Annotated in this window: 23 protein-coding genes; 12 read left to right on the forward strand and 11 right to left on the reverse strand. The window is 66.5% G+C overall.

Features of this window, described 5'->3' with window-relative positions:
* Window positions 1–6: 6 nt before the first annotated feature.
* The 5 genes from NZL82_RS17865 to NZL82_RS17885 all read right to left on the reverse strand — a co-directional run bounded on the left by NZL82_RS17865 (window position 7) and on the right by NZL82_RS17885 (window position 2920).
* Window positions 7–717, reverse strand: a complete 711-nt coding sequence (locus tag NZL82_RS17865) for a hypothetical protein (protein ID WP_261271093.1) — start codon at window positions 715–717, stop codon at window positions 7–9.
* A gap of 95 nt (window positions 718–812) precedes the next feature.
* Window positions 813–1553, reverse strand: coding sequence for an SDR family oxidoreductase (locus NZL82_RS17870; protein WP_261271094.1), 741 nt, complete (start codon window positions 1551–1553; stop codon window positions 813–815).
* A gap of 53 nt (window positions 1554–1606) precedes the next feature.
* Window positions 1607–1747 (reverse strand): hypothetical protein, encoded by a 141-nt coding sequence (locus NZL82_RS17875; protein ID WP_261271095.1) that lies wholly within the window; start codon window positions 1745–1747, stop codon window positions 1607–1609.
* A 10-nt stretch (window positions 1748–1757) separates the two neighbouring features.
* Window positions 1758–2054: a putative quinol monooxygenase gene (locus NZL82_RS17880; RefSeq protein ID WP_261271096.1), complete on the reverse strand. Its 297-nt coding sequence runs from the start codon at window positions 2052–2054 to the stop codon at window positions 1758–1760.
* A gap of 71 nt (window positions 2055–2125) precedes the next feature.
* Entirely contained in the window at window positions 2126–2920 is a 795-nt protein-coding gene (locus NZL82_RS17885; RefSeq protein ID WP_261271097.1) for a type 1 glutamine amidotransferase domain-containing protein, read from the reverse strand.
* 113 nt (window positions 2921–3033) lie between these two features.
* Here NZL82_RS17885 and NZL82_RS17890 point away from each other — a divergent pair, with 113 nt between their 5' ends.
* The gene (locus NZL82_RS17890; protein ID WP_261271098.1) at window positions 3034–3969 is read left to right on the forward strand and encodes a LysR substrate-binding domain-containing protein; all 936 of its coding nucleotides are present in this window, start codon (window positions 3034–3036) and stop codon (window positions 3967–3969) included.
* 56 nt (window positions 3970–4025) lie between these two features.
* Here the strand turns inward: NZL82_RS17890 and NZL82_RS17895 are convergent, their stop codons facing one another.
* Window positions 4026–4226: a hypothetical protein gene (locus NZL82_RS17895; RefSeq protein WP_261271099.1), complete on the reverse strand. Its 201-nt coding sequence runs from the start codon at window positions 4224–4226 to the stop codon at window positions 4026–4028.
* A 100-nt stretch (window positions 4227–4326) separates the two neighbouring features.
* Between NZL82_RS17895 and NZL82_RS17900 the strand changes: the two genes are divergently transcribed.
* The 5 genes from NZL82_RS17900 (at window position 4327) to NZL82_RS17920 (ending at window position 9704) form a co-directional block, all read left to right on the forward strand.
* Window positions 4327–4608, forward strand: coding sequence for a DUF427 domain-containing protein (locus NZL82_RS17900; RefSeq protein ID WP_261271100.1), 282 nt, complete (start codon window positions 4327–4329; stop codon window positions 4606–4608).
* A gap of 408 nt (window positions 4609–5016) precedes the next feature.
* Complete coding sequence (locus NZL82_RS17905; RefSeq protein WP_261271101.1) at window positions 5017–5139, forward strand: hypothetical protein; 123 nt, start codon at window positions 5017–5019, stop codon at window positions 5137–5139.
* 175 nt (window positions 5140–5314) lie between these two features.
* Window positions 5315–5992 (forward strand): VWA domain-containing protein, encoded by a 678-nt coding sequence (locus NZL82_RS17910; protein ID WP_261271102.1) that lies wholly within the window; start codon window positions 5315–5317, stop codon window positions 5990–5992.
* A 2-nt stretch (window positions 5993–5994) separates the two neighbouring features.
* Window positions 5995–6747 (forward strand): PP2C family serine/threonine-protein phosphatase, encoded by a 753-nt coding sequence (locus NZL82_RS17915; RefSeq protein ID WP_261271103.1) that lies wholly within the window; start codon window positions 5995–5997, stop codon window positions 6745–6747.
* Entirely contained in the window at window positions 6744–9704 is a 2961-nt protein-coding gene (locus tag NZL82_RS17920) for a TonB family protein (protein WP_261271104.1), read from the forward strand. The genes NZL82_RS17915 and NZL82_RS17920 overlap by 4 nt, the downstream gene beginning before the upstream one ends.
* Before the next feature lie 49 nt (window positions 9705–9753).
* Here the strand turns inward: NZL82_RS17920 and NZL82_RS17925 are convergent, their stop codons facing one another.
* Complete coding sequence (locus NZL82_RS17925) at window positions 9754–10128, reverse strand: helix-turn-helix domain-containing protein (protein ID WP_261271105.1); 375 nt, start codon at window positions 10126–10128, stop codon at window positions 9754–9756.
* 90 nt (window positions 10129–10218) lie between these two features.
* On the opposite strand from NZL82_RS17925, the gene NZL82_RS17930 reads away from it, so the two are divergent.
* The 5 genes from NZL82_RS17930 to NZL82_RS17950 all read left to right on the forward strand — a co-directional run bounded on the left by NZL82_RS17930 (window position 10219) and on the right by NZL82_RS17950 (window position 16716).
* Window positions 10219–10941, forward strand: coding sequence for an SDR family NAD(P)-dependent oxidoreductase (locus NZL82_RS17930; RefSeq protein ID WP_261271106.1), 723 nt, complete (start codon window positions 10219–10221; stop codon window positions 10939–10941).
* Window positions 10942–11429: 488 nt separating this feature from the next.
* The gene (locus NZL82_RS17935; protein WP_261271107.1) at window positions 11430–12413 is read left to right on the forward strand and encodes an alpha/beta hydrolase fold domain-containing protein; all 984 of its coding nucleotides are present in this window, start codon (window positions 11430–11432) and stop codon (window positions 12411–12413) included.
* A gap of 58 nt (window positions 12414–12471) precedes the next feature.
* On the forward strand, window positions 12472–13158 hold the full coding sequence (locus NZL82_RS17940; protein WP_261271108.1) for an ABC transporter ATP-binding protein: 687 nt from the start codon (window positions 12472–12474) through the stop codon (window positions 13156–13158).
* Window positions 13151–15664, forward strand: coding sequence for an FtsX-like permease family protein (locus tag NZL82_RS17945; RefSeq protein WP_261271109.1), 2514 nt, complete (start codon window positions 13151–13153; stop codon window positions 15662–15664). Before NZL82_RS17940 ends, NZL82_RS17945 begins: the two co-directional genes overlap by 8 nt.
* Window positions 15664–16716 (forward strand): lipocalin-like domain-containing protein, encoded by a 1053-nt coding sequence (locus NZL82_RS17950; protein ID WP_261271110.1) that lies wholly within the window; start codon window positions 15664–15666, stop codon window positions 16714–16716. Before NZL82_RS17945 ends, NZL82_RS17950 begins: the two co-directional genes overlap by 1 nt.
* A gap of 103 nt (window positions 16717–16819) precedes the next feature.
* On the opposite strand, the gene NZL82_RS17955 is transcribed toward NZL82_RS17950, so the two are convergent.
* The 4 genes from NZL82_RS17955 to NZL82_RS17970 all read right to left on the reverse strand — a co-directional run bounded on the left by NZL82_RS17955 (window position 16820) and on the right by NZL82_RS17970 (window position 19983).
* Window positions 16820–17380 (reverse strand): alpha-ketoglutarate-dependent dioxygenase AlkB, encoded by a 561-nt coding sequence (locus NZL82_RS17955; protein ID WP_261271111.1) that lies wholly within the window; start codon window positions 17378–17380, stop codon window positions 16820–16822.
* Window positions 17381–17525: 145 nt separating this feature from the next.
* Window positions 17526–18155 (reverse strand): hypothetical protein, encoded by a 630-nt coding sequence (locus NZL82_RS17960; protein ID WP_261271112.1) that lies wholly within the window; start codon window positions 18153–18155, stop codon window positions 17526–17528.
* Between the two features lies 1 nt (window position 18156).
* Window positions 18157–18840 (reverse strand): hypothetical protein, encoded by a 684-nt coding sequence (locus NZL82_RS17965; protein ID WP_261271113.1) that lies wholly within the window; start codon window positions 18838–18840, stop codon window positions 18157–18159.
* A 324-nt stretch (window positions 18841–19164) separates the two neighbouring features.
* The gene (locus NZL82_RS17970; RefSeq protein ID WP_261271114.1) at window positions 19165–19983 is read right to left on the reverse strand and encodes an SAVED domain-containing protein; all 819 of its coding nucleotides are present in this window, start codon (window positions 19981–19983) and stop codon (window positions 19165–19167) included.
* Here NZL82_RS17970 and NZL82_RS17975 point away from each other — a divergent pair.
* Window positions 19909–20190, forward strand: a complete 282-nt coding sequence (locus tag NZL82_RS17975) for a hypothetical protein (protein ID WP_261271120.1) — start codon at window positions 19909–19911, stop codon at window positions 20188–20190. The genes NZL82_RS17970 and NZL82_RS17975 overlap by 75 nt on opposite strands.
* Window positions 20191–20295: the final 105 nt, after the last annotated feature.

Here is a 20295-nt window from a genome sequence, read left to right on the forward strand (position 1 = left end):
CCGAGATCAGGGAACGTTCGTGGGCCGGGCTCGCGGGTTTCCCGCGTAGACCGCAAAGCAGACGACAAGCAGGATGAGACCGCACGCGATCTCAAGCAACGTCAGCCCCTGCACCATCATGCCGCCCGGCACGAATCCGCCCCCACCGCTCGTCGTGATCGTGGACGCGCTATAGAAGAGGACGTCGGTCACGAGAGCGGGTGACGCGGCCCCGGTCTGCCAACCCGTGTATGGGACGAGCGTCATCAACAAACCGAAATTCAGGATCAGTTCGAGATAGCTGGTGAGCGCGAGGCCGATTCGTCGACGTCCATCCAGATCACTCTCGGGCTCTTCATCCGCCAGCTTCGCGAACGCATCGCGGCAGAAGGCGAAGAGCACCTCGATCACCCTCGACATGCAATAGCTGGCGAGCACGGAGGTGAGAGCCAGGAAGATGGGATCGTCGTTCTGCGCGTTCCACTGCATCGCGCTCAGATCGTTCCGGCTCCACGCGATGACCACGCCGGTCAGCACCACGGAAGTTCCCAGATTCCACCGGTTCAGTGTGACGATGACGGCAGTCCGTTCGGCACCTCGCAGCCCCTTCTTGCGCCATGTCGCCTTCGCGAGCGTCCAGGAGAGGAACAGTGCGATCCATTCCAGACGCGAGCGCCGTAGCGTCGCCTGGGCAGTCCGCGCGACGTCCTCTGCGGTGTCTATCTCGTTCTCGTCCATTGGCGCACGTTCGCATTCCCGACGCCGAATCACATCCGATTCCTCGATGGCGGACGCGACGGAGGCGGGGCACGCTCGGCCCCGCCCCCCCGTGGTTAGAACTGCTGTGCGGTCGGTCGAATGACGATCGCGTTGATGTCGACGTCGTCGGGCTGCTCGACGGCGAACGCGATGGCGCGCGCAACCGACGCCGCCGGAATCGCCTGCTTGTAGAAGTCGAGGACCGTCTCGGCAGCCGTACCCGACGTCGTGAACTTCAGGTCGCTCTCGACGGCTCCGGGCTCGATCGACGTGACGCGGATCTTCTCGCCCACCTCCTGGCGAAGACCCTCGCTGATCGCGCTGACGGCGAACTTGGTGCCGGAATAGACCGTGCCGCCCGGTGCGAAGACCTTGATGCCCGCGACCGAGCTCAGGTTGATGATGTGGCCGCTGCCCTGCTCCAGGAAGCCAGGAAGAGCCGCGGCGATACCGTAGAGCGTGCCCTTCAGATTGACGTCGATCATCTGGTCCCACTCGTCGGTGTTGACCTCGGCCATCGGACGGATCGGCATCAGACCGGCGTTGTTGATCAGCACGTCGAGACGGCCGAAGTCGGCTACGATCGCGGCGACGACGGCCTGGACCGCAGCCTTGTCGGTGACGTCGAGCGCATAGGCGCGTGCCGTTCCGCCGTTCGCGGCGACCTGCGCGACGACCTCGTCGAGCCTGTCCTTGCGCCGCGCTGCGATGGCGACCTTCGCACCGCGTTCGGCGAGAAGACGCGCGGTCTCGGCGCCGATGCCGGTGCTGCCGCCGGTGATGAGGACGACCTTGTCTTCGATACCCTTGATCATGACTGTATTCCCTTCGATTTAGATTCCGGCTCGTGCCGGATCGTGGCACCGCCTCAGCCGTGCCCACGTGGATGCATGAGGCCCATCAGGCTCATGCGGAGCGCAGGCGCCATCAGGCCGATCATCCGCAGCTCCTCGGTGTAGAACGTCTGGGCCAGCAGTGCCGAACCCACCCAGTCCTTCAGCTTACCCATGCCCGCACCGTCAGGTCGCGGAGACGGGGTCGAGGACGAACGCGACGCGCTCGGCCAGATCGCCGATCCGCGAGAGATAGTTCTGGAAGTGCGGCGTCGCGCGGTGGGCGGCGACCGCGTCCGCGTCCGTGTACAGCTCGTCGAGTACGAAGCGGTTCGGGTCGCTCTGGTCCTGCCAGAGATCGTAGCGCAGGTTGCCCGGCTCGGCGCGGCTCGGCTCCAGCATGCCGTCGAGCAGGGCGCGCAGGCGGTCGACGGAGTCGGCACGGGCGGTAAGCACGGCGACGATCTTCACGCTGGCGGTCATGGCATCGTTCCTTGTGTCGGGTTGGTTGGGTGCGGGGCGCATCCTGAGCGCCCCGCCGGTCATCCTGGTACTCACGCCGCAGCGCGATCGAGGGCTTCGATCAGAGCGTCTGCCAAGGCCCGGTCCGACGCCGGGTTCTGACCCGTGATCAGCTCCCGATCCACGACGACGTTCGAGGCGAAGTTCGTGCCCGTGACCGAGACGTCGCCACCGGCCGACCGCAGCGCCTTCTCCATGTCGAAGTGGAGCTCGCCCTTCAGCAGATGCTCCTCGGCGATCTTCTCCTCGTTCGCGGAGAAGACGGTCATGCGGTAGCCCGCATAGATCCAGTCGCGCGCCAGATCGGCCGCGCCGGCGTCATCGCCTTCGATCAGCGCCTTGCGGAAGGCCGGAGCATCGTCGAGCGCGGCGGCGACGACCACCGGTCCGTGGCAGAGGAGCGCGGTCGGCTTGGCCGCCGCGTGGAAGTGACGGAGGATCGTGCCCGCGTCACGGTCCTGCATAAGATCGACGACGGGCGCGTGACCGCCCGGTACGAAGACGCCGACGAAGCCGTCCAGGCCGCCCTCGACGACCGAGCGCAGGGTGCGGACGTCGCTCATCGCCGGGTGGTTGGCGAAGAACTCCCTGGCACGGTCGTAGGCCGCCTCGTCGCCGCCGAAGTGGTCCACCGAATCGGAGACCGCGTCGATGTGAGGCTTGGTGCCGTCCGGCGTCGCGAGGACGATTTCGTAGCCCGCGTCGAGCAGAGCCAGCGAGGGGACCGCCGTCTCGTTGAGATACTGACCGATCGTCGCGGTACCGCCGCCACGCAGCTCGATCTGCGTCGCATTCGACCCGAGAACCAGAACCTGACCCTTGCTCATCTGAACCTCCATGTTCGCGGCGTCCGTCGCCGATGGGTGGAAGATGGGCTTTGCCGACATATTCGAGAAGTTTATCTTCTTGATTTCAGATATACGGCTGACAGTATGTCTGAATGCGTTACGACCTGAACCTGCTGCCGATCTTCGTCGCCTTGATGGAGGAGCGCAGCGTCACCCGCGCCGCCGAGCGCATGGGCATGACGCAGCCCGCCCTGTCCAACGCCCTGTCGCGTCTCCGACTGATGCTTCAGGACCAGCTGTTTGTCCGCGAGCGCTATGGAATCCAGCCGACGCCGATCGCGCTCGAACTCGCGCCGCTCATCGCCGAGGCGCTCGCGCAGCTCGACGACGCGGTCCTAGGCCAGCAGGCATTCGACCCCGCCCAGGCCGAACGGCTCTTCACCATCGCGCCGAACGGCTACGTCGAGTTCGTCCTCGTGCCCGCGGTCGTGGCGCGACTGCAGAAGGTCGCGCCCGGCATCAAGCTCCGCCTGACGCCCTACGGCAACGATCTCGTCGAGACGGGCGTCGTGTCCGGCACGACCGCGCTCGTGCTGGGCCGCATCGTCGACCCGCCCGACAACCTCGTCGTCCAGCACCTGATGGACGAAGGGCTCGCCTGCGCGGTCCGCGCCGACCATCCGGACGTCGGCGATTCCATGACGCGCGAGCAGTTCGAGACGATGAAGCACGTCAACATCGTGCCGCCGGGCCGGATGCGTGCCGGACTGTTCCAGGCGCTGGCGCAGCAGCAGCTGAAGCGCGAGGTCGCGATCTCCGTGACCAACTTCTTCGCGGTCGCCGAGATGGTGGCGGTGACCGACTACTGCGCCACCCTGCCCTCGCTCATCTGCAGGCGGCTGATGCACGACCCCCGTCTGAGGATTCTGCCGGCCCCGGTCGACCTCGGCAGCTTCCCGGTCGAGATGGCGTGGCACGTCCGCTATCGGCACGACCCGGCGCATCGCTGGCTGAGGGCACTGATCGGCGAGGTCATCACCGACCTCAAGGGGAAGACGGGGGCGACCGCCATGGCGCCGCCGGCCTGACGGACGCCTTTCGAACCGGCAGCGTCGATGTCCATCGCCCTTCGGGATGCGCTCTCTTAGAGGCTGATCTTCCGCCTCCGCATTTCGGCTTCCGCCATGTCACGGATCGGCGTCGGCTCACCGCTGGCGAAGATGTCCGCGAGATCCAGCAGGTCCTCGTTCCCCAGCGCCGTCACGGCCGCTTCGACGGCAGCGAGGCGTTCCATCGTACGTCGCTGCTCGGCGGCCAATCGTCTCATTCTCGTCTTCAGCATCATGCCCCGTTACCAAGATCCGGGAAAAAGCGGTGTCCCAATCGTTGTCGCGCTCGAGAGCGGATCGGTACGATCCGACGCACGCCTGCATTGGAGACGTCAAATGGTCGAGGCTCGCTGGAACGGATCGGTCATCGCGAAGAGCGACGATACCGTGATCGTCGAGGGTAATCACTATTTCCCGGTCGAGGCCGTTGATCAGGCGGTCCTGCGGCCGAGCGAAACCACGTCGTTCTGCCCATGGAAGGGCACGGCACGATACTACGGCCTCCATGTCGATGGGGCCGACAATCCCGATGCCGCCTGGTACTATTCCGATCCCAAGCCCGAAGCGGAGAAGATCCGGGACCGCATCGCATTCTGGAAGGGCGTGACCGTCACCTGACGCTGGCGTGGTCGATCACGATGCCGGTCGACCGAGGACCGCGACCTTCGCGCTCGTCGAGGCGCCTGTCTCGGCCGCGGTTTGCTCCAAATCGAAGTCGTTGCGATCGGGACCATGGTCTTCCGGAGGGGGTACCCCGGCTGCAGTGGGCCGGACCGGCCGACGAGTTCCCGAATGACCGCCAAGCCAATGCCTTTCCGCTTCGTGGCGATCAGCACCGCGCCACATCGAAGAACGAGCCTGAGGAGGCGGAGCGCGCCGACGTCCCGGATGAATGGACCGGCCAGACAAGGGTATCTCGGTCGCCTCGGGGCGAAGCCCGGCTGAAGGAATGGTTGCGGCGGCACGAGCGGTAGCCGACGGTCCTTTGAACCGAGATACGCGCGGAGCACGTTTCCGCAGGGATACATGAGCGGGAAGTCGTCGGGCGAGGCGTGGGAGCGGTTCCGCCGGAAGCAGATCCAGTATCTGCGCACGCTGTGCTTCGGAGAACGGGTGACACCGCAATCCAGCCTGGCGTCATCCCCGTAGCTTCAGAGGAACTCGGGCTCGCAATCGAGAACGTTCTGATATTAAGCATGTTTCTTCACCGTATCACCATGTCCATGCTGGACTGCACACGGGCTTCAGGCAATGTACGTGCCTTGGTTCACGAGTTCTTCGAAGAACCAATCGGCCGTTCGGGCCGCTTCGGGAGGGGTAGAAGTTGACGGATTTCGGACAGACACCATTCGGAGCCGCGGAGTTCGCGGAAAATCCCGAACCGCGTTGCGCCTGCCTTCTTCTTCTGGACACGTCCATGTCCATGTCGGGCGCGCGCATCGCCGAACTGAATGCGGGACTGTCGGCATTCAAGCAGGAACTGCTCTCCGACTCCCTGGCGTCCAAGAGGGTCGAGATCGCCGTCGTGACCTTCGGCCCCGTACGCGTCGTGTCCGAATTCACGTCGGTCACGAGCTTCTATCCGCCCGAGCTCACACCCGAGGGCATGACGCCGATGGGCGAGGCGATCGAACGCGGGATCGCACTGCTGCGGGCGCGCAAGTCGGAGTACAGGACGAACGGGGTCGCCTACTACCGACCGTGGGTCTTCCTGATCACTGACGGCGGTCCGACGGACTCCGTGACGGCGGCCACCGATGCCGTCCACCGCGGCGAGGCGGCCAAGGAATTCATGTTCTACTCGGTCGGCGTCGAGGATGCCGACATGTCGGTCCTCCAGAACATCGGCGTGCGTGCGCCTCTGAAGCTCAAGGGCCTCGCCTTCCGCGAGCTGTTCGCCTGGCTGTCGGCCTCGCTGAGTTCCGTCTCGAAGTCCAATCCGGGCGAGCCGGTGCCGCTCGCCAATCCCACGGCACCGGACGGCTGGGCGGTGGCGGGCTGAGGGTGCCTGCCTGGAGCTGGGCGGGCGCCTCCTGCCGGGGCGTCTCGCACGCCAAGACCGAAACGCGCAAGCAGGATGCCCTCTCCTGCTTCTCGGCGAACGACGGCGGCGTCCTCGTCGCGATCGTGTCCGACGGCGCGGGAAGCGCGAGCCATGGGGGAGAAGGAGCATCCCTCGTCTGCCGGACCCTTGCCGGAGCGCTCCGCGATCATTTCAGGACCGGGGCCGGCATGCCGGACGATGAGCGGATCTGGCAGTGGGTGGACGACGCGCGCGACCGCATCGCGCTCGCGGCCGCCCAGCGAGCCCTGTCGCCACGCGACTTCGCCGCCACGATGGTGATGATCGCCTCCGACGGCGATCAGACGGTCGTGGCGCACGTCGGAGACGGCGCCGCCGTTGCGCGCGTCGACGGCGAGTGGAAGGCCGTGAGCTGGCCGGAACAGGGGGAATACGCCTCCACCACCTTCTTCGTCACCGACGATTCCGGACCTCGCATGAGAATCTCCAGGCACGATGCGGCGGTCGACGCGCTCGCCGTATTCACCGACGGCATCGAACGGCTCGCGCTCGACCTGGGCAGGGAGGAGGCGTTCCAACCCTTCTTCCGGGGAATGATCAGACCCCTGGATGGCAAGGCGACGTCTGGTCCAGACCGCGACCTGGGGTTTGCGCTCGCCGCCTATCTTGACAGCCCTGCCGTCTGCGAACGCACCGACGACGACAAGACGCTGATCCTGGCCGTCCGCCGGTGACGGTACCTGCGCTCTTTCATAATGGCCGGCGAATCCAGCTGGGAAGGCGCATCGGCAAGGGCGGAGAGGGCGAGGTCTACGCCATCGACGGCAGGAAGAACGTCGCCCTGAAGTTCTATACCAGCCCGGATCCTGGCGACCGGGCCGGCAAGGTCATGGCGATGGTTCGGTCGGGTCTGGCCGAGAAATCGAAGCTCGTCTCTTTTCCAAGCGCCGTGGTCGAGGACGGGAAAGGCCGGCTGGTCGGCTTCCTCATGCGGCTCGTCCATGGCCATCAGCCGATCCACCACCTCTACGGGCCGGCCGATCGCAAGGCGAACTTTCCGGGAGTGACCTACGCCTTCCTCGTGCATGCGGCGCTGAACGTCGCCCGTGCCGTGGCCGAGGTGCATCTGCGCAACTGCGTGATCGGCGACATCAACCATTCCGGCATCCTCGTATCGACGGCGGCGATGGTGGCGCTCATCGATGCCGACAGCTTCCAGATCACAGACGGTGTAAGCGAATTCCTCTGCGCAGTCGGCGTACCGGAATACACGCCTCCGGAACTGCAGGGCCGCAGCCTCACTGGTATCAGACGCTCTGCGAACCACGATGCATTCGGATTGGCGGTCATCGTCTTCCAGCTGCTGTGCTTGGGGCGCCACCCGTTCGCGGGCGCCTACGAGCACGGGGAGATGCCCTTGGAGAAGGCTATCGAGGAGCACCGCTTCGCCTATTCGACGAAGCGCGCCGTCGGGATGCGTCCGCCCCCCGGCACGGTCGCTCTCGGCGACTTCCCTCCTCCGCTGCGTGCAGCGTTCGAGGCCGCCTTCGATCCCGGAGCGCAGCGGCCGACCGCAGCGCACTGGGTCGCTCTCCTGGAGATGCTCGCGGGCGATCTGCGTCGCTGCCCATCCGACCCCCAACACCACCATTCGCGCAGCGCACCGGAATGTCCTTGGTGCCGGATAGAGAGTGCGGTGGGCGTCGTCCTCTTCCCGTCGTCCGGATCCACCAAACCTTCAGGCATCAATTCGTCGGCAGGCGGTTTCGATCTTCGAGCCGTTTGGGATGCGATCAAGGCCGTCCCGCTGCCTCCCGTGACACCGCCCGATCCGAGACTGCCGGACGTGAACCCCGCCGCATCGAAGGAGGCGCAGGGCGCGGCTCGAGCGATGCGGATTCAATGGACCCGCAACTGCGCTCTGATGGTCGTCGCGATCTGCGGCTATTTCGGTGCCCCGCTCTTCTCCGTGGGATGGATGCTCCTCGGGTTCTACAACGCCTTCCGCTTCGCTGTACCGCTCGGCGTCGGTAAGACGTTCAGGAAGCGCCGCGCGGACGCCGACAAGCAGTGGAACATCCGCCTCGACGAATGGCGAAATAGAAGCAGCGGCCGTGATGCACACAACCTGCGAGCCTCGCTGACCACAGCGGTTCAGGAACTGCAGTCGGCACCGGAGCGGCTGCGCGCCGAGCTCGCGGGATATGATTCCCGAAGGCGGGAGACACAACTTCGCGCCCATCTGGAGCGGCATCGCATCCGTGACGCGTCGATCAAGGGGATCCGCGACAATCTGAAGACGGCGCTTTCGAATGCAGGCATAAGGAACGCCCTCCAGGTCAACGCCAGGAATGTCCTTGCCGTCAACGGCATCGGCCAAGCTAAAGCAAGATCGCTCGAGGCCTGGCGCCAGCAGGTCGTGGCAAGCTTCAGGTTCGACGTGAATCCCAACGCCACGGATGCTGCGGAAAAGGATAGGATCAAGCAGGACTACAAAAGGGCCGAGGATCGGCTGAAGGTCAGACTCGCCCAAGGCCCGAAGGAACTGGACGTCGCCGCCAGGAAGGCATTCGCCTGTCAGCAGGCGATCGATCCGACGCTCGCTCAGGCGGTCACCGACTTGAGACAGGCATGGAGGGACGACGAACTCGTCAACGTGGCCTTGCGCGAGAGGCCCGCCCGGCTCGGCCTCAAGGGTTTGATCCTCGTCTGTCTCGCAGGCGTCGGTACGTCTCTCGGCCTGAACGCCCTTCCGGCCTTCGACTGGACCTCGCCGACGACCGCTGCGTCCACGAAATCCGAGGCCGCTCTGGACCGTTTCGACCCGCCCCGCTCGTTCAGGGTCGCACCAGGCCGAGGCGTACGGACCGTCAACGTACGTGCGGAGCCGTCCGACAAGGCCGAGGTGACTGGAAGGTTGCGGGCCAATGCGATCGTGGCGGCCGTCGGCACGACCAAGTCCGCGGACGGTCGAGAGTGGCTCGCCTTCGTACGCGCCCAGGGCAAGCTCGGCTACGTGGCGGCCAGCCTGCTCAAACCGGTGGTGGCGGCGAAGACGAGCCAGAAGGCCTGCGCCGACGGGGCCTGGCCTTCACGCGCGCTGTGCGACGATGCGGCGCTAAGACGGCAGGATCGCGACGTCGATGCCGCATACCGACGCGCCGTCTCCGCCGCCCCGCCCCCCGATAGAGCAGCCTTCGAGAATGCACAGCGCGAATGGCTGGCAGGCAGAGCCGCCTGCGAAACCAAGCGCGCACCCCGAGCATGCCTGTCGAACCTCTATCGGAGCCGGCTCCTCGAATTGAAGACAGCCGTCAGACGCGAGAAGGCGCCCGAGCAGACACTTCAGGAAGCGCCATCCGTTGAGGCGGCTGCACCGACTTCCATTCCGAGGGAGACCCCGCCGGCCCTTCTCGGCAGCATGTCGTCTCTGGTATCCGCGGATGACTATCCCGCTTCCTCGATCCGCAACGCCGAAGCCGGTCGCGTATCGGTGCGGATGCACATCGACAGGTCGGGCTCCGCCAATGACTGCGAGGTCGTCGTGTCGAGCGGATACCGGACGCTCGACGCCGCCACGTGCCGCCTGATGATTCGGAGGGCCCGGTTCGCGCCGGCTCGGGATGCGAACGGCAGAACCGTGGATGGGGTCGCCACGCAGTCGCTGACCTGGCAACTGCCGAGGGAATGATCACCCGACGTCGCGTTAGGTCAGTGGAGACGGTCAAGTGAGGCCCGGCTCAAGTCTGGGCTACGGTAGACTCGCTGAAGGCCTGCTCATGCTCGAGGGCCCACGTACAGAGCGCCTCGAACGGCACGCGTAACGAATGGCCGAGTGGCGTGATCGTGTAGACGACGCCGATCGGCGTGGTCGGGATGACCGTGCGGGTCACCAGGCCGTGACGCTCCAGGTGCTTCAATGCATCGGCGAGCGACTTGTGGGTGATGCCATCGAGGCGTCGCTTGATCTCGTTGAAGCGGGCCGGCTGCGGGCACAGCACGGTCAGGATCATGATCGTCCACTTGTCCGCGATCTTGTCGAGGACCGGGCGGATTCGGGGTACGTCCATCATTGCCTTGCACGACAAAGCCTCCAGGTCGGTATCCTTCACCATATCTACGCTACTCCGGGTGCGTTCTTGATAGCAGATATGCTTCGTATATCTGGATCACCGTCTCGAATGGAAGGACGGACGATGCAGAGAATGGCAGGCAAGGTCGCACTGGTGGTGGGCGGCGCAAAGGGAATCGGTCTCGCGACCGCCCGGGCGCTGGCGGAGGAAGGCGCAAGCGTCGTCCTCACCGGTCGTCGCGAGGGCGAGGTCGCCGTCGCAGCCCATGGCATCGGATCGTCGGCGCATGGCATCGTGGCCGATGCCGCCTCTCAGGCCGACCTCGAGCGCGTGATCGGCGAAGTCCGGCGGCAGCATGGGCGGATCGACGCCCTGGTGCTGAACGCAGGCCTGTCGGAACCGGCGACGATCGCGCAGGAGACGGCTGAGCATTTCGACCGGCACTTCGCGGTCAACGTGCGCGCCGCACTCTTTGGCATCCAGGCCGCCCTGCCTGCGCTCGGCGACGGCGCGTCCGTCCTGCTGGTCGGCTCTATCGCCGACGTCATGGGCGTGACGCCGTTCAGCACCTACGGCGCGACCAAGGCGGCGCTGCGGTCCTATGCGCGCAGCTGGGCGGCCGAACTCGCGCCGCGTCGCATCCGCGTCAACGTCGTGGCGCCGGGGCCTACCGACACCGACATGATGGCTGCGGTCTCGGAGGAGATGCGCGAGATGCTGATCGCCCCCATCCCGCTCGGCCGCATGGCCCGAGCCGACGAGGTCGCGGCCGCCGCCCTGTTCCTGCTCAGCGACGAGGCCAGCTTCATCACGGGCGCCGAGCTCTGCGTCGACGGGGGCATGCGGCAGGTTTGACGATCAGGACGTTCGGATGGCCGGGCGTTATCAGCCAATAAGACGCGACAGCATGACAAATACCAAGATGAGGACGGCCTCTGGTTCGTACTTTCGCGCGGAAAATGTCTCCTAAGCCTGCGAGCTGATCTGCTTCGCGAGCAGTTGATGGGTTATTCCCGGTGAGGCGATGCCGCCCACCAAATCGCACCCACGGTCCGATCCAATTGAACGGATCAGCCTCCGCACGTCGCATGCCTTACATCGCCAAGAGGCTCGATGGTTCCGAAAGGGCACAAGAATGCGGCGTATCACCTTGTGGATCGTCGTATATGTCATGGGTGACATCCCGCCCTGGCGACGCGGATGCTACTGTTGTCACTCCCTCGCTTCCAGGTTGCAACAACCATACGCGGCCGAACATAAGACCGGCGGGCACGTATCGAAGCACAGATCCGTCGGGGGCTATCGTCGAGCCGCACGTATCGCAAAGAGGGATCGGAGTGGAGATGAATACGACCGAGCGCCTGCTCCGGGTAGAAGCCAAGACAATACCGTCACCCTCCTCGATCAGCATCGAGGCCCGCGCAGCGCTCGAGCGTCTGATCGGGCAGGACGGCGTGCCGATCAACTCGCTGTTCGTCATGCCGTCCCACGAAGACGTCGAGGCGTGGGAGAACGTCAAAGCGGCGGTGGACGCCAATTACGCGCGCATGCTGGCCGGCGCGACCGACGAGCCGAAGGCGACCGTCGGAACGACGCGGTTCGAAGACGCGGTGGTCCACGTCGGCACGCCGGCGGCGATGGCCGTGCCGGACGCGATCTACCTCGAATTGCACGGTGGCGCGCTCGTCTTCGGAGGCGGTGACGCCTGTCGCCATGGAGCGCGCGTCCAAGCCGATCAGCTCGGCATGACGGTCTGGAGCATCGACTATCGCCTACCCCCCAAGCATCCTTATCCGGCAGCGCTCGACGACTGCCTCGCGGTCTATCGAGCGGCGCTCGACCGATACCCCGCACATCGCCTCGTCATCGGGGGACGCTCGGCGGGCGGAAATCTCGCCGCAGCGATGCTGCTGCGCGCCAGGGACGAGGGCCTGCCGATGCCTGCGGGTCTGGTTCTGCTGTCACCCGAGGTCGACCTGACGGAGAGCGGCGACAGCTTCGCCGTCAATGCCGGCGTCGACGTCATGCTGCCGGGCTCCCTGATGGCCAACAACAGGCTCTATGCCGGCGGCGCCGATCTAGCCCACCCCAATCTCTCCCCGCTCTTCGGGGACCTCGCCGGCTTCCCACCGACAATCCTGCTGACCGGCACGCGTGACCTGTTCCTGTCGAACACGGTACGCATGCACCGCCGACTCCTAGGCGCGCATGTCCCGGCCGAGCTTCACGTCTTCGAGGCGATGCCACACGGCGGGTTCGGCGGGGCGCCCGAGGATCGGGAAGCCTCGGGTGAAGTGGCCCGGTTCGTTGGCGCACGCCTCCGATAATCTCTCAACGGAGCACGAACCGTCTGGACCGAAGGTCTCGCCGGGCAGTTCTATGGAGATGCACGCGATCGAGACACGGGGGCTGACGAAGACGGTGGGGCGCGACCGCCGCCTATTCCATGACCTGTCGATGGCGGTCGCGCCGGGCGAGCTCGTCGCGATCACCGGCGACTCGGGCGTGGGCAAATCGACGTTGCTCAATATCTTCGCCGGGCTCGACGATGCCGATGCGGGCGAGGTCCGGATCGAAGGCATGGCGCTTGCCGGGCTCGGCGAGGCGCCGCGGACGCGCCTGCGCCGTGAGCGGATCGGCTTCGTCTTCCAGGCCTTCCACATCCTGCCGTATCTGACGCTCGAACAGAACGTCGCGCTGCCGCTCGCGCTGATCTCGCCCGACGCCGCAGCGGCGCGTGCGCGTGCCGGCGATATGCTGGCTGAGGTTGGCCTTGCGAACCGCGGCCGCGACTATGCCCGCGATCTGTCCGGCGGCGAGTTGCAGCGGGTGGCGATCGCGCGGGCGCTGGTCCACCGGCCGGCGGTGATCCTCGCCGACGAGCCGACCGGCAATCTCGATCCCGACAGCGCGACGCGCATCCTCGACCTGTTCGCGCGCGCGGTGCGGTCGAGCGGTGCGGCGGCGGTGATCGTGACGCATTCGGCGGCCACCGCCGCCGTCGCCGACCGGGTGCTCCAGCTCACCGCGCATGGCCTGATCGAACAGACGCTCATGGCCGTGGATGGCTGAGGCCGGATTGCTCCGCTCGCGGCTGGCGCTCGCCTGGCTGGTAATCGGCGAATGGCGCTGGCATCCGGGTCGCTTCGCCGCCACCGCGGTGGCGATCGCCGTCGGCGTCGCGCTCGGCTTTGCGGTGCATCTCGTCAACGGCTCGGCGCTCGCCTCGTTCGAGCAGGCGGTGACCGGCGTCAACGGCGCCGCCGACCTGCATATCCGCGCGCGCACTCCGCTCGGCTTCGACGAGCGCCTCTATCCCCGCGTCGCGACCGCGCCGGGTGTAGCGGATGCGAGCCCGGTGATCAGCCTGTCGGCCCGAGCCGGGACCGGACGGTTCACTTTGCTGGGCCTCGACGTGATCCGCGCCGCCGCGGTGACGCCGAGCCTCATCGGGACGCGACCCGCCGGGCCCGACGCACGCAGCGACGACGTATGCGCCGAAGATGCCCTGTTCCTGTCACGCGCCGCGCTGACCGCGACCGGTGCCCGCGTCGGCGACCGCCTGCCCGTCACCGCCAACGGCCGCAGCGTGACGCTACGCGTCGCTGGCACGCTGCCCGGTGCACCGGCCAGTCAGGCGCTCGGCACGATCGATATCGCTGCGGCGCAGTGGCGCTTCGGCCGGCTGGCCCGGATCGACCAGATCGACCTGAAGCTCGCCGACCGCACCACCGCCGAGCGCGCCCTGCCCGGCCTGATCGGCACGGACGCGACCATCGTGTCGGGCGACAGCCACGCACGGCAGGGCGACGCGCTCAGCCGCGCCTACCGCGTCAATCTCGACATGCTCGCGCTCGTCGCGCTGCTGACCGGCGGCTTTCTGGTCTTCTCGGCGCAGACGCTTTCGGTGACCCGCCGGCTGCGCGCCTTCGCGCTCGTCCGCACGCTCGGCCTGCCCCGCAGCGGCATCGTCGCCGCCGTCGCGTTGGAGGGGATCATCATCGGCATCGTCGGCGCGACGCTCGGCTTGATCGCCGGCTATGTGATGGCGACGGCGGCGCTGCGACTCTTCGGGGGTGATCTTGGTGGCGGCTATTTCGGAAGCGGCGCGGCGGATGTCGTCTTCCAGCCGGTCGCGGCGGTGACGTTCTTCGCGCTCGGACTGGCGGCGGCTTTGCTCGGCAGCATCCTGCCGGCGCGCGCGGCGGCCCGGGCCGCGCCTGCCGCGGCACTCAAGAACGCCGGCGACGTGCTTGATCCGCGTGCACCGGTGCCGTGGCGGCCGGCGCTCGTGCTGCTGCTCGCCGGCGGCGGGGCGGCGGTGCTGCCCGCGGTGGGCGGCCTGCCGGTGTTCGGCTTCGTCAGCATGGCCTTGCTTCTTGCGGGCGGTGTCGCCGGTGTGCCGTGGCTGGTGCGGTGGCTGCTCTGGCCGTGGCGCGGGCGCGAGATCGCATCGGTGCAGCGGCTGCTGGCGATCCGCCACGTCCAGGGCGCGCCGGGTCAGGCGGCGATCGCGCTGTGCGGGATCGTCGCATCCACCGCGCTGATGATCGCGATGGCGACGATGGTGACCAGCTTCCGCGGCGCCGTCGACAGCTGGCTCGGACAGGTGCTGTCGGCCGATCTGTACCTGCGTGCCGAAAGCGGCGACCTCGATCCTGCCACGCAGCGCCGGATCGCGGCGGTCCCCGGGATCGGCCGGGTGGCGTTCAGCCGTCAGCTGCCGCTGACGGTCGTCGCCGATCGCCCGCCGGTGACGCTGATCGCCCGCCCGGTGCGCGGTGATGCCGGCGACCCGCTGCTGGTGCTGCTCGAGCGGGCGGCGGTTCCTGCCGGCGCGACGCCGATCTGGGCGTCGGAGCCGGCGGCGCGGCTCTACGGCTGGTCGCCCGGCCGCACGGTGGTCCTGCCGGTCGGCGGCCGGTCTGCCCGCTTCTTCGTCGCCGGCGTGTGGCGCGACTATGCCCGCCAGCAGGGTGCGCTGGTGATCCGGGACAGCGACTATGTCCGCCTGACCGGCGACCGCGGCCATGACGAGGCGGCGATCACCCTCGCCCCGCATGCCGATATCGCGACCGTGCGCCGCGCCGCTGCGGCGGTGCTGCCGGCGGGCGTGTCGATCGCAGAGCCCGCCGCGCTGCGCCGCTTCGCGCTGCAATTGTTCGATCGCCGCTTCGCGATCACCTATGTCCTGGAGGCGGTGGCGATCCTCGTCGGCCTCGCGGGGGTCGCGGCGACGATGTCGGCGCAGACGATCGCGCGATCCAAGGAGTTCGGCATGCTGCGCCACCTCGGTCTCACCCGCGCCCAGGTGACCGAGATGCTGGCGAGCGAGGGGGCGCTGCTCGGGACGATCGGCGCGGTCGCCGGCGTCGCGCTGGGTGCGCTGCTCGGCCAGGTGCTGATCCACGTCGTCAATCCGCAGTCGTTCAACTGGACGATGACCACGATCTGGCCGTTCGGCACCATCGCCGGCGTGACCGCAGCGCTGACCGGCGCGGCGGCGGTGACCGCGATGCTGGCGGGCCGGCGGGCGACCGCGGGCGATGCGGTCGCTGCGGTCAGGGAGGATTGGTGATGCGTGCGCTTCTCGCGATGGTCGCCGCCGCCGGTCTGGTGGCGCCATCGCCCTATCCCGTGGTGCGTCCCGGTATCCGCCTGTCCTTCCCCGCGGATCACGGCGCGCATCCGGCGTTCCGGACCGAATGGTGGTACGTCACCGGCTGGCTGAAGGGCGAGGACGGCCGCGACATCGGCTTCCAGATCACCTTCTTCCGCGTCAATCCGCATGCCGCCGGCGACAATCCCAGCCGCTTCGCCGCGCGTCAGGTGATCTTCGCCCACGCGGCCCTGTCGGATTCGCGGGTCGGACAGATCCTCCACGCCGAGCGCGCCGCGCGCGCCGGTTTCGGGCTCGCGGGTGCGGCGACCGGCGACGCCGACGTGCGGCTCAACGGCTGGACCTTCCGCCGGCTGGCTGACGGCCGCTTCGCCAGCCGTGTGGGCAGCCGCGACTTCACGCTCGACCTGACGTTCCGGCCGACACAGCCGCCGCTGCCGCAGGGAGAGAACGGCTACAGCCGCAAGGGGCCGAAGCTCGAACAGGCGAGCTATTGCTATTCCGTGCCGCATCTGGCGGTGACGGGATCGGTCCTCCGGGGCGGCAGGACAGAACGCGTGCGTGGCGAGGCGTGGCTCGACCGGGAATGGTCGTCCGACTATCTCGCCGGCGACGCCGCCGGCTGGGACTGGACCGGTCTCAATCTCGACGACGGCAGCGCGCTGATGGCCTTCCGGATCCGCCGCAAGGGCGGCGGGGTGCTGTGGGCCGGCGGATCCTATCGCCGCCCCGATGGTCGCACGACGCGGCTGTCGCCGGCGGACGTCACCTTCGCGCCGATGGCGACCTGGCGTTCGGCACGGACCGGCGCCCGCTATCCGATCGCGCAGATGCTGCACGTGCGACTACCCGGCGGCATCCGCACCTTCCCGCTCCGGCCGGTCTTCCCGGATCAGGAGGTCGACGCGCGCGCCGCCGGTCAGCCGGTCTATTGGGAAGGCGCCGTCCGCACCGACGGTGGACGAGGCTATCTGGAACTGACCGGCTACACCACGCCGCTCCGTATGTAGATCGAAGCACCTCGGCTTGCCCAGCGACCGATACCGGGGGCGTTCACCACGAAGTGTGGCATCCTCATTCCAGCATGCTGCGCCTGTGTCGCTCGTGAGCCGATCACCGGACCTTCGCCAGACACCGGAACGTGATCGACCAGCGCGGTCGCTCCATCGGGGCGATGCTGTGCTCCCAATCGTAACGGGCCGGGCCGCTCATGTGATATCCGCCGCGCGGAGCGAGCGGCAGGGACACCCGGTCGAACCCATCCGCCCGCCTGCGGCGGAAGCGCATCGTCGCGGGCTCGCCGAGCGAGATGCCGAGGACATGGCCGTAGATCGGCCGATCACGGTGCCAGCCGATACCGGCGCCCGGATCGTAACGTATGAGCAGCGCCTGGATCAGCTCCTCGGGCGGAAGCCCGCCGAAAGCGGCGGCCCGGTCGCGAACGGGTAGCAGCCAGTCCGGCATCGGCGGTGCATCCTTCGGCCGCCCGACCTCGAAGTCGTAGCTCCAGCCGAACGAAGTCGTCAGGCGTTTGCCTGTCCAGCCCTGGAACTTGAACGGCACGAGGTCGGCCGCGTCGATCCGCTCGACGAGCATGCGCTCCTCGTCCGCGGTGATCATTGATGCCCGCGTGACGAGCCCCGGCAGCAACGGTGCATCGAACAGGTCTAACATCAAGCGGGCGCACCTCCGAGTAGCGCCAGCTTGCCACCTCTTGCCCCCTTCGAACGCATGAAGGACCAGCGCTTAAAGTTCGCGGAGGCGGACGATCTGATCGTCAAATCATTCATGCCATTTCGCAAGCTTCGCGATGCCGAATTCAAGCGGAGCGATCCTCGGCCACCTCGGTCTTCGCACGTCGACGTGGCAATATCGCCTCGTCGGCAATCCTGACCGCAGCAGCTGCTAAATCGCGAAGGGGAGCGATGTCGACCTCAGCCTTGTCCAGCGGCAGGATCATCCGCGCCTTCCAGTAATCGTCATCAGTTTCCTTAGTCGCATCCAACTCGGGAAACTTGAGCGAGCGCTTGTAGCTGTCGCAACTGAACTGCAGCCTCAAACCCGAGGACGGTACAGCCAAGAGGTTGGCATAGAAGGTGAAGTCGCCCTTGGTGAACAGGCGGCCGAACCAGAGCCCTCCATCTTCTACATCGCATAGCGAAGCCACATGCAGCTTCACGTCTTCCTCATGCGCCATCTGCTCATCCAGGCTGAGCGGTTGCCAGTGGTCAAGAAGCCCGCCCCAGATCGCGTTCCAAAGTTCGAGTGCGAGCAACCCCCATTCGGCTTGCAGTTGGCGGGCGGCCAGCTGGGCGCGGTAGAAGCGTGACAGCTCACTCCAATCCAGACCGTCGAGTATGGCATCCTCCTCCAGATCGATGAGCGATCTGACGGCACGCCTGATTCCTCCGTCGTGTAGATAGGTAAGAACGCTGTCGGGAATCAGCACATCAACGCCCCCCCACTCGCTTCCAGATCTCGCTGAACAGGGACAGCGCATCCAGACCCATGTCGTCGGGCAGGGCGCGCTGCCAGCGCAACAGCATCGGCTGCCAGCTGAGGAAGCTCCATTCGGCGTTCTCCCTTTTTGCAAGCAGGCTTGCGGTCTTTCTGGTCTTTGTTGGTGCGACCACGAAGAGGTGTCTTTGCTCGGGCCGGGCGTACCGTGTTCGAATGCCCGCCAGGTATTTGCCGAGCTGCGTATTCGACAGTTCGCTGTCCAATTTCGCTTCGATCACAAGGCAGCCGGCAACGTCGTCGACCGTACGGAAATGAATGGCTAGATCAATGCGGTCGGCCTGATCGGCGGTGATGCCGTCTATGCGGTGCAGACGCGGCGCCAAAGGGCCGCGAAGCGAGTCGAGCAGCGCCTGACAACGCACCAAGGTCATGCTCGGCATCTCGAGGAGCATGGCGCGCAGCGCCTCGGTGATCTGCCGCTCCCACAACCGCGGCAGCAGACCGCGATGATGGCGCAAAAAATGAGTCGATCGCTTTAGGTCATAAAGACGCTCGATCGCCCCGAAGCCCGTTTGCCAATCGATGGAACTCCAGGCTCCGGCGAGTGCCAAAGAGGGATCCGAGCGCCTTGCGAACCATGCGAGCGTCTCGGTGTCGAATCTAAGACCGTTCATTGCATGCAGGCTAACTAAACGTAATGCTGTGACAAGCGCCCAACCGGAAAGGACTGCGGGGCTTTCTTGACGAAGCGTAGGCGAACGAACTCCTGCTACCGCGAGCCGCTGGCGGGCGACCGCGTGACGGAATCGGCGACTAGCGCGGTGGTCGATTGTCCAAAATGTCTTTGAGGAATGGTTTCGCCCGACAGTACCTTACGCGAACGCAGCAGTGCTTCTGGTTTGCCGCGCCCTCCCTCTCCGACAGCTCGAGGAACGCTGGCTAGGGATGTCCGTGCCGGCTGGTTCCGAGTCATCACGAATGACGGGGCTTACTACCCCTCACCTGCAAGTGGCATCGATCCTCAGCGCTCGACGAAAGCCGCCGAGGGTCCGGTTCTCGTCCCATACCTCCAGCGGAAGGTCGGCCTTCGGCATCCAGGCACGCCCCACTTCGACCGCAGCCGACACGGGCATCGCGGGCAGGATGTTGATCACGTCGGCATCAGGTCGATCGGCCTTGATGCGGTTCAACAGACGTCGCAACTCGGTTCCGAAGGCCGAAAGGTCCTCCTTCCGCTTGAGGACGTCGTTGTGGGGCCCGGGTGTGGTCAGCGTCCATATGTCGACGTCGTCGCCCAGCACCGCCCTGACCCGCGCATCGTTTACGTCCGCACTCAGCGCGATCTTCAGCGCCACCGGGCCGTTACCCAGTACAGCCGGAGACGTGGCTACCAGCGGCATCTCCGACCCGCCCTTCGGCCAGGCCCAGCCGGCCGGCTCCCGGTGCAACTGATAGACATCGGCAGGCGTGACGTCGCCGAGGAGCGATCCAAGCAGGATTAGCAGGGGCTGGGGCGCGAACGCGAAGATCGACATGTGGTCGATCTCGCCGACCTCGATGCGCTCGCTCACGCGGCGCGACATCTGGCGTCGGAGGTTGGCCGCCTCCGTTGCCCAATAAGCCTCTTCATCGTCCTCGATCACGCTGCCGCGAAGGGACAGGTCGATGGTCTCGCGACCGTTCGCAGGATGGCGATCGGGCATCATGGCGCGCGCGACCTCCTGGTAGGGGATGGTCCTGCGATGCTGTCCGACGTTCGCGGCGTAGCGAACGACATGGCTCGCCCTCTCGGGCAGGACGCCGGTCCGGATCGACACCCGCCGCTCGTGATCGGCCTTGATCCTCAGCAGGCGCTCGACCGGATATTCATCGACCAGTTCGACGTCGATCGCCTTGTGATGGACGTGGCAGAGCAGCATGAGATTGCCCGGATCGTCCGCGAGGAGATGGCTGAGTTCCGCATCCCCGCGCGGACCGTCAGGCGCATCGGCGACGATGTGGGTGTAGCGCGACGATCTGGATGAGAAGTTAGCGACGATCAGGATGAGAAGCGCTGATCGCGACGAGGTCGTTTTGGTGTGTTTGATTGCCGCTGGCAAGACCTATGTCTCAGGTTGATTGTCGGGGAG

The sequence above is a fragment of the Sphingomonas sp. LC-1 genome (assembly GCF_025371035.1).
GTDB lineage: Bacteria > Pseudomonadota > Alphaproteobacteria > Sphingomonadales > Sphingomonadaceae > Sphingomonas > Sphingomonas sanguinis_E.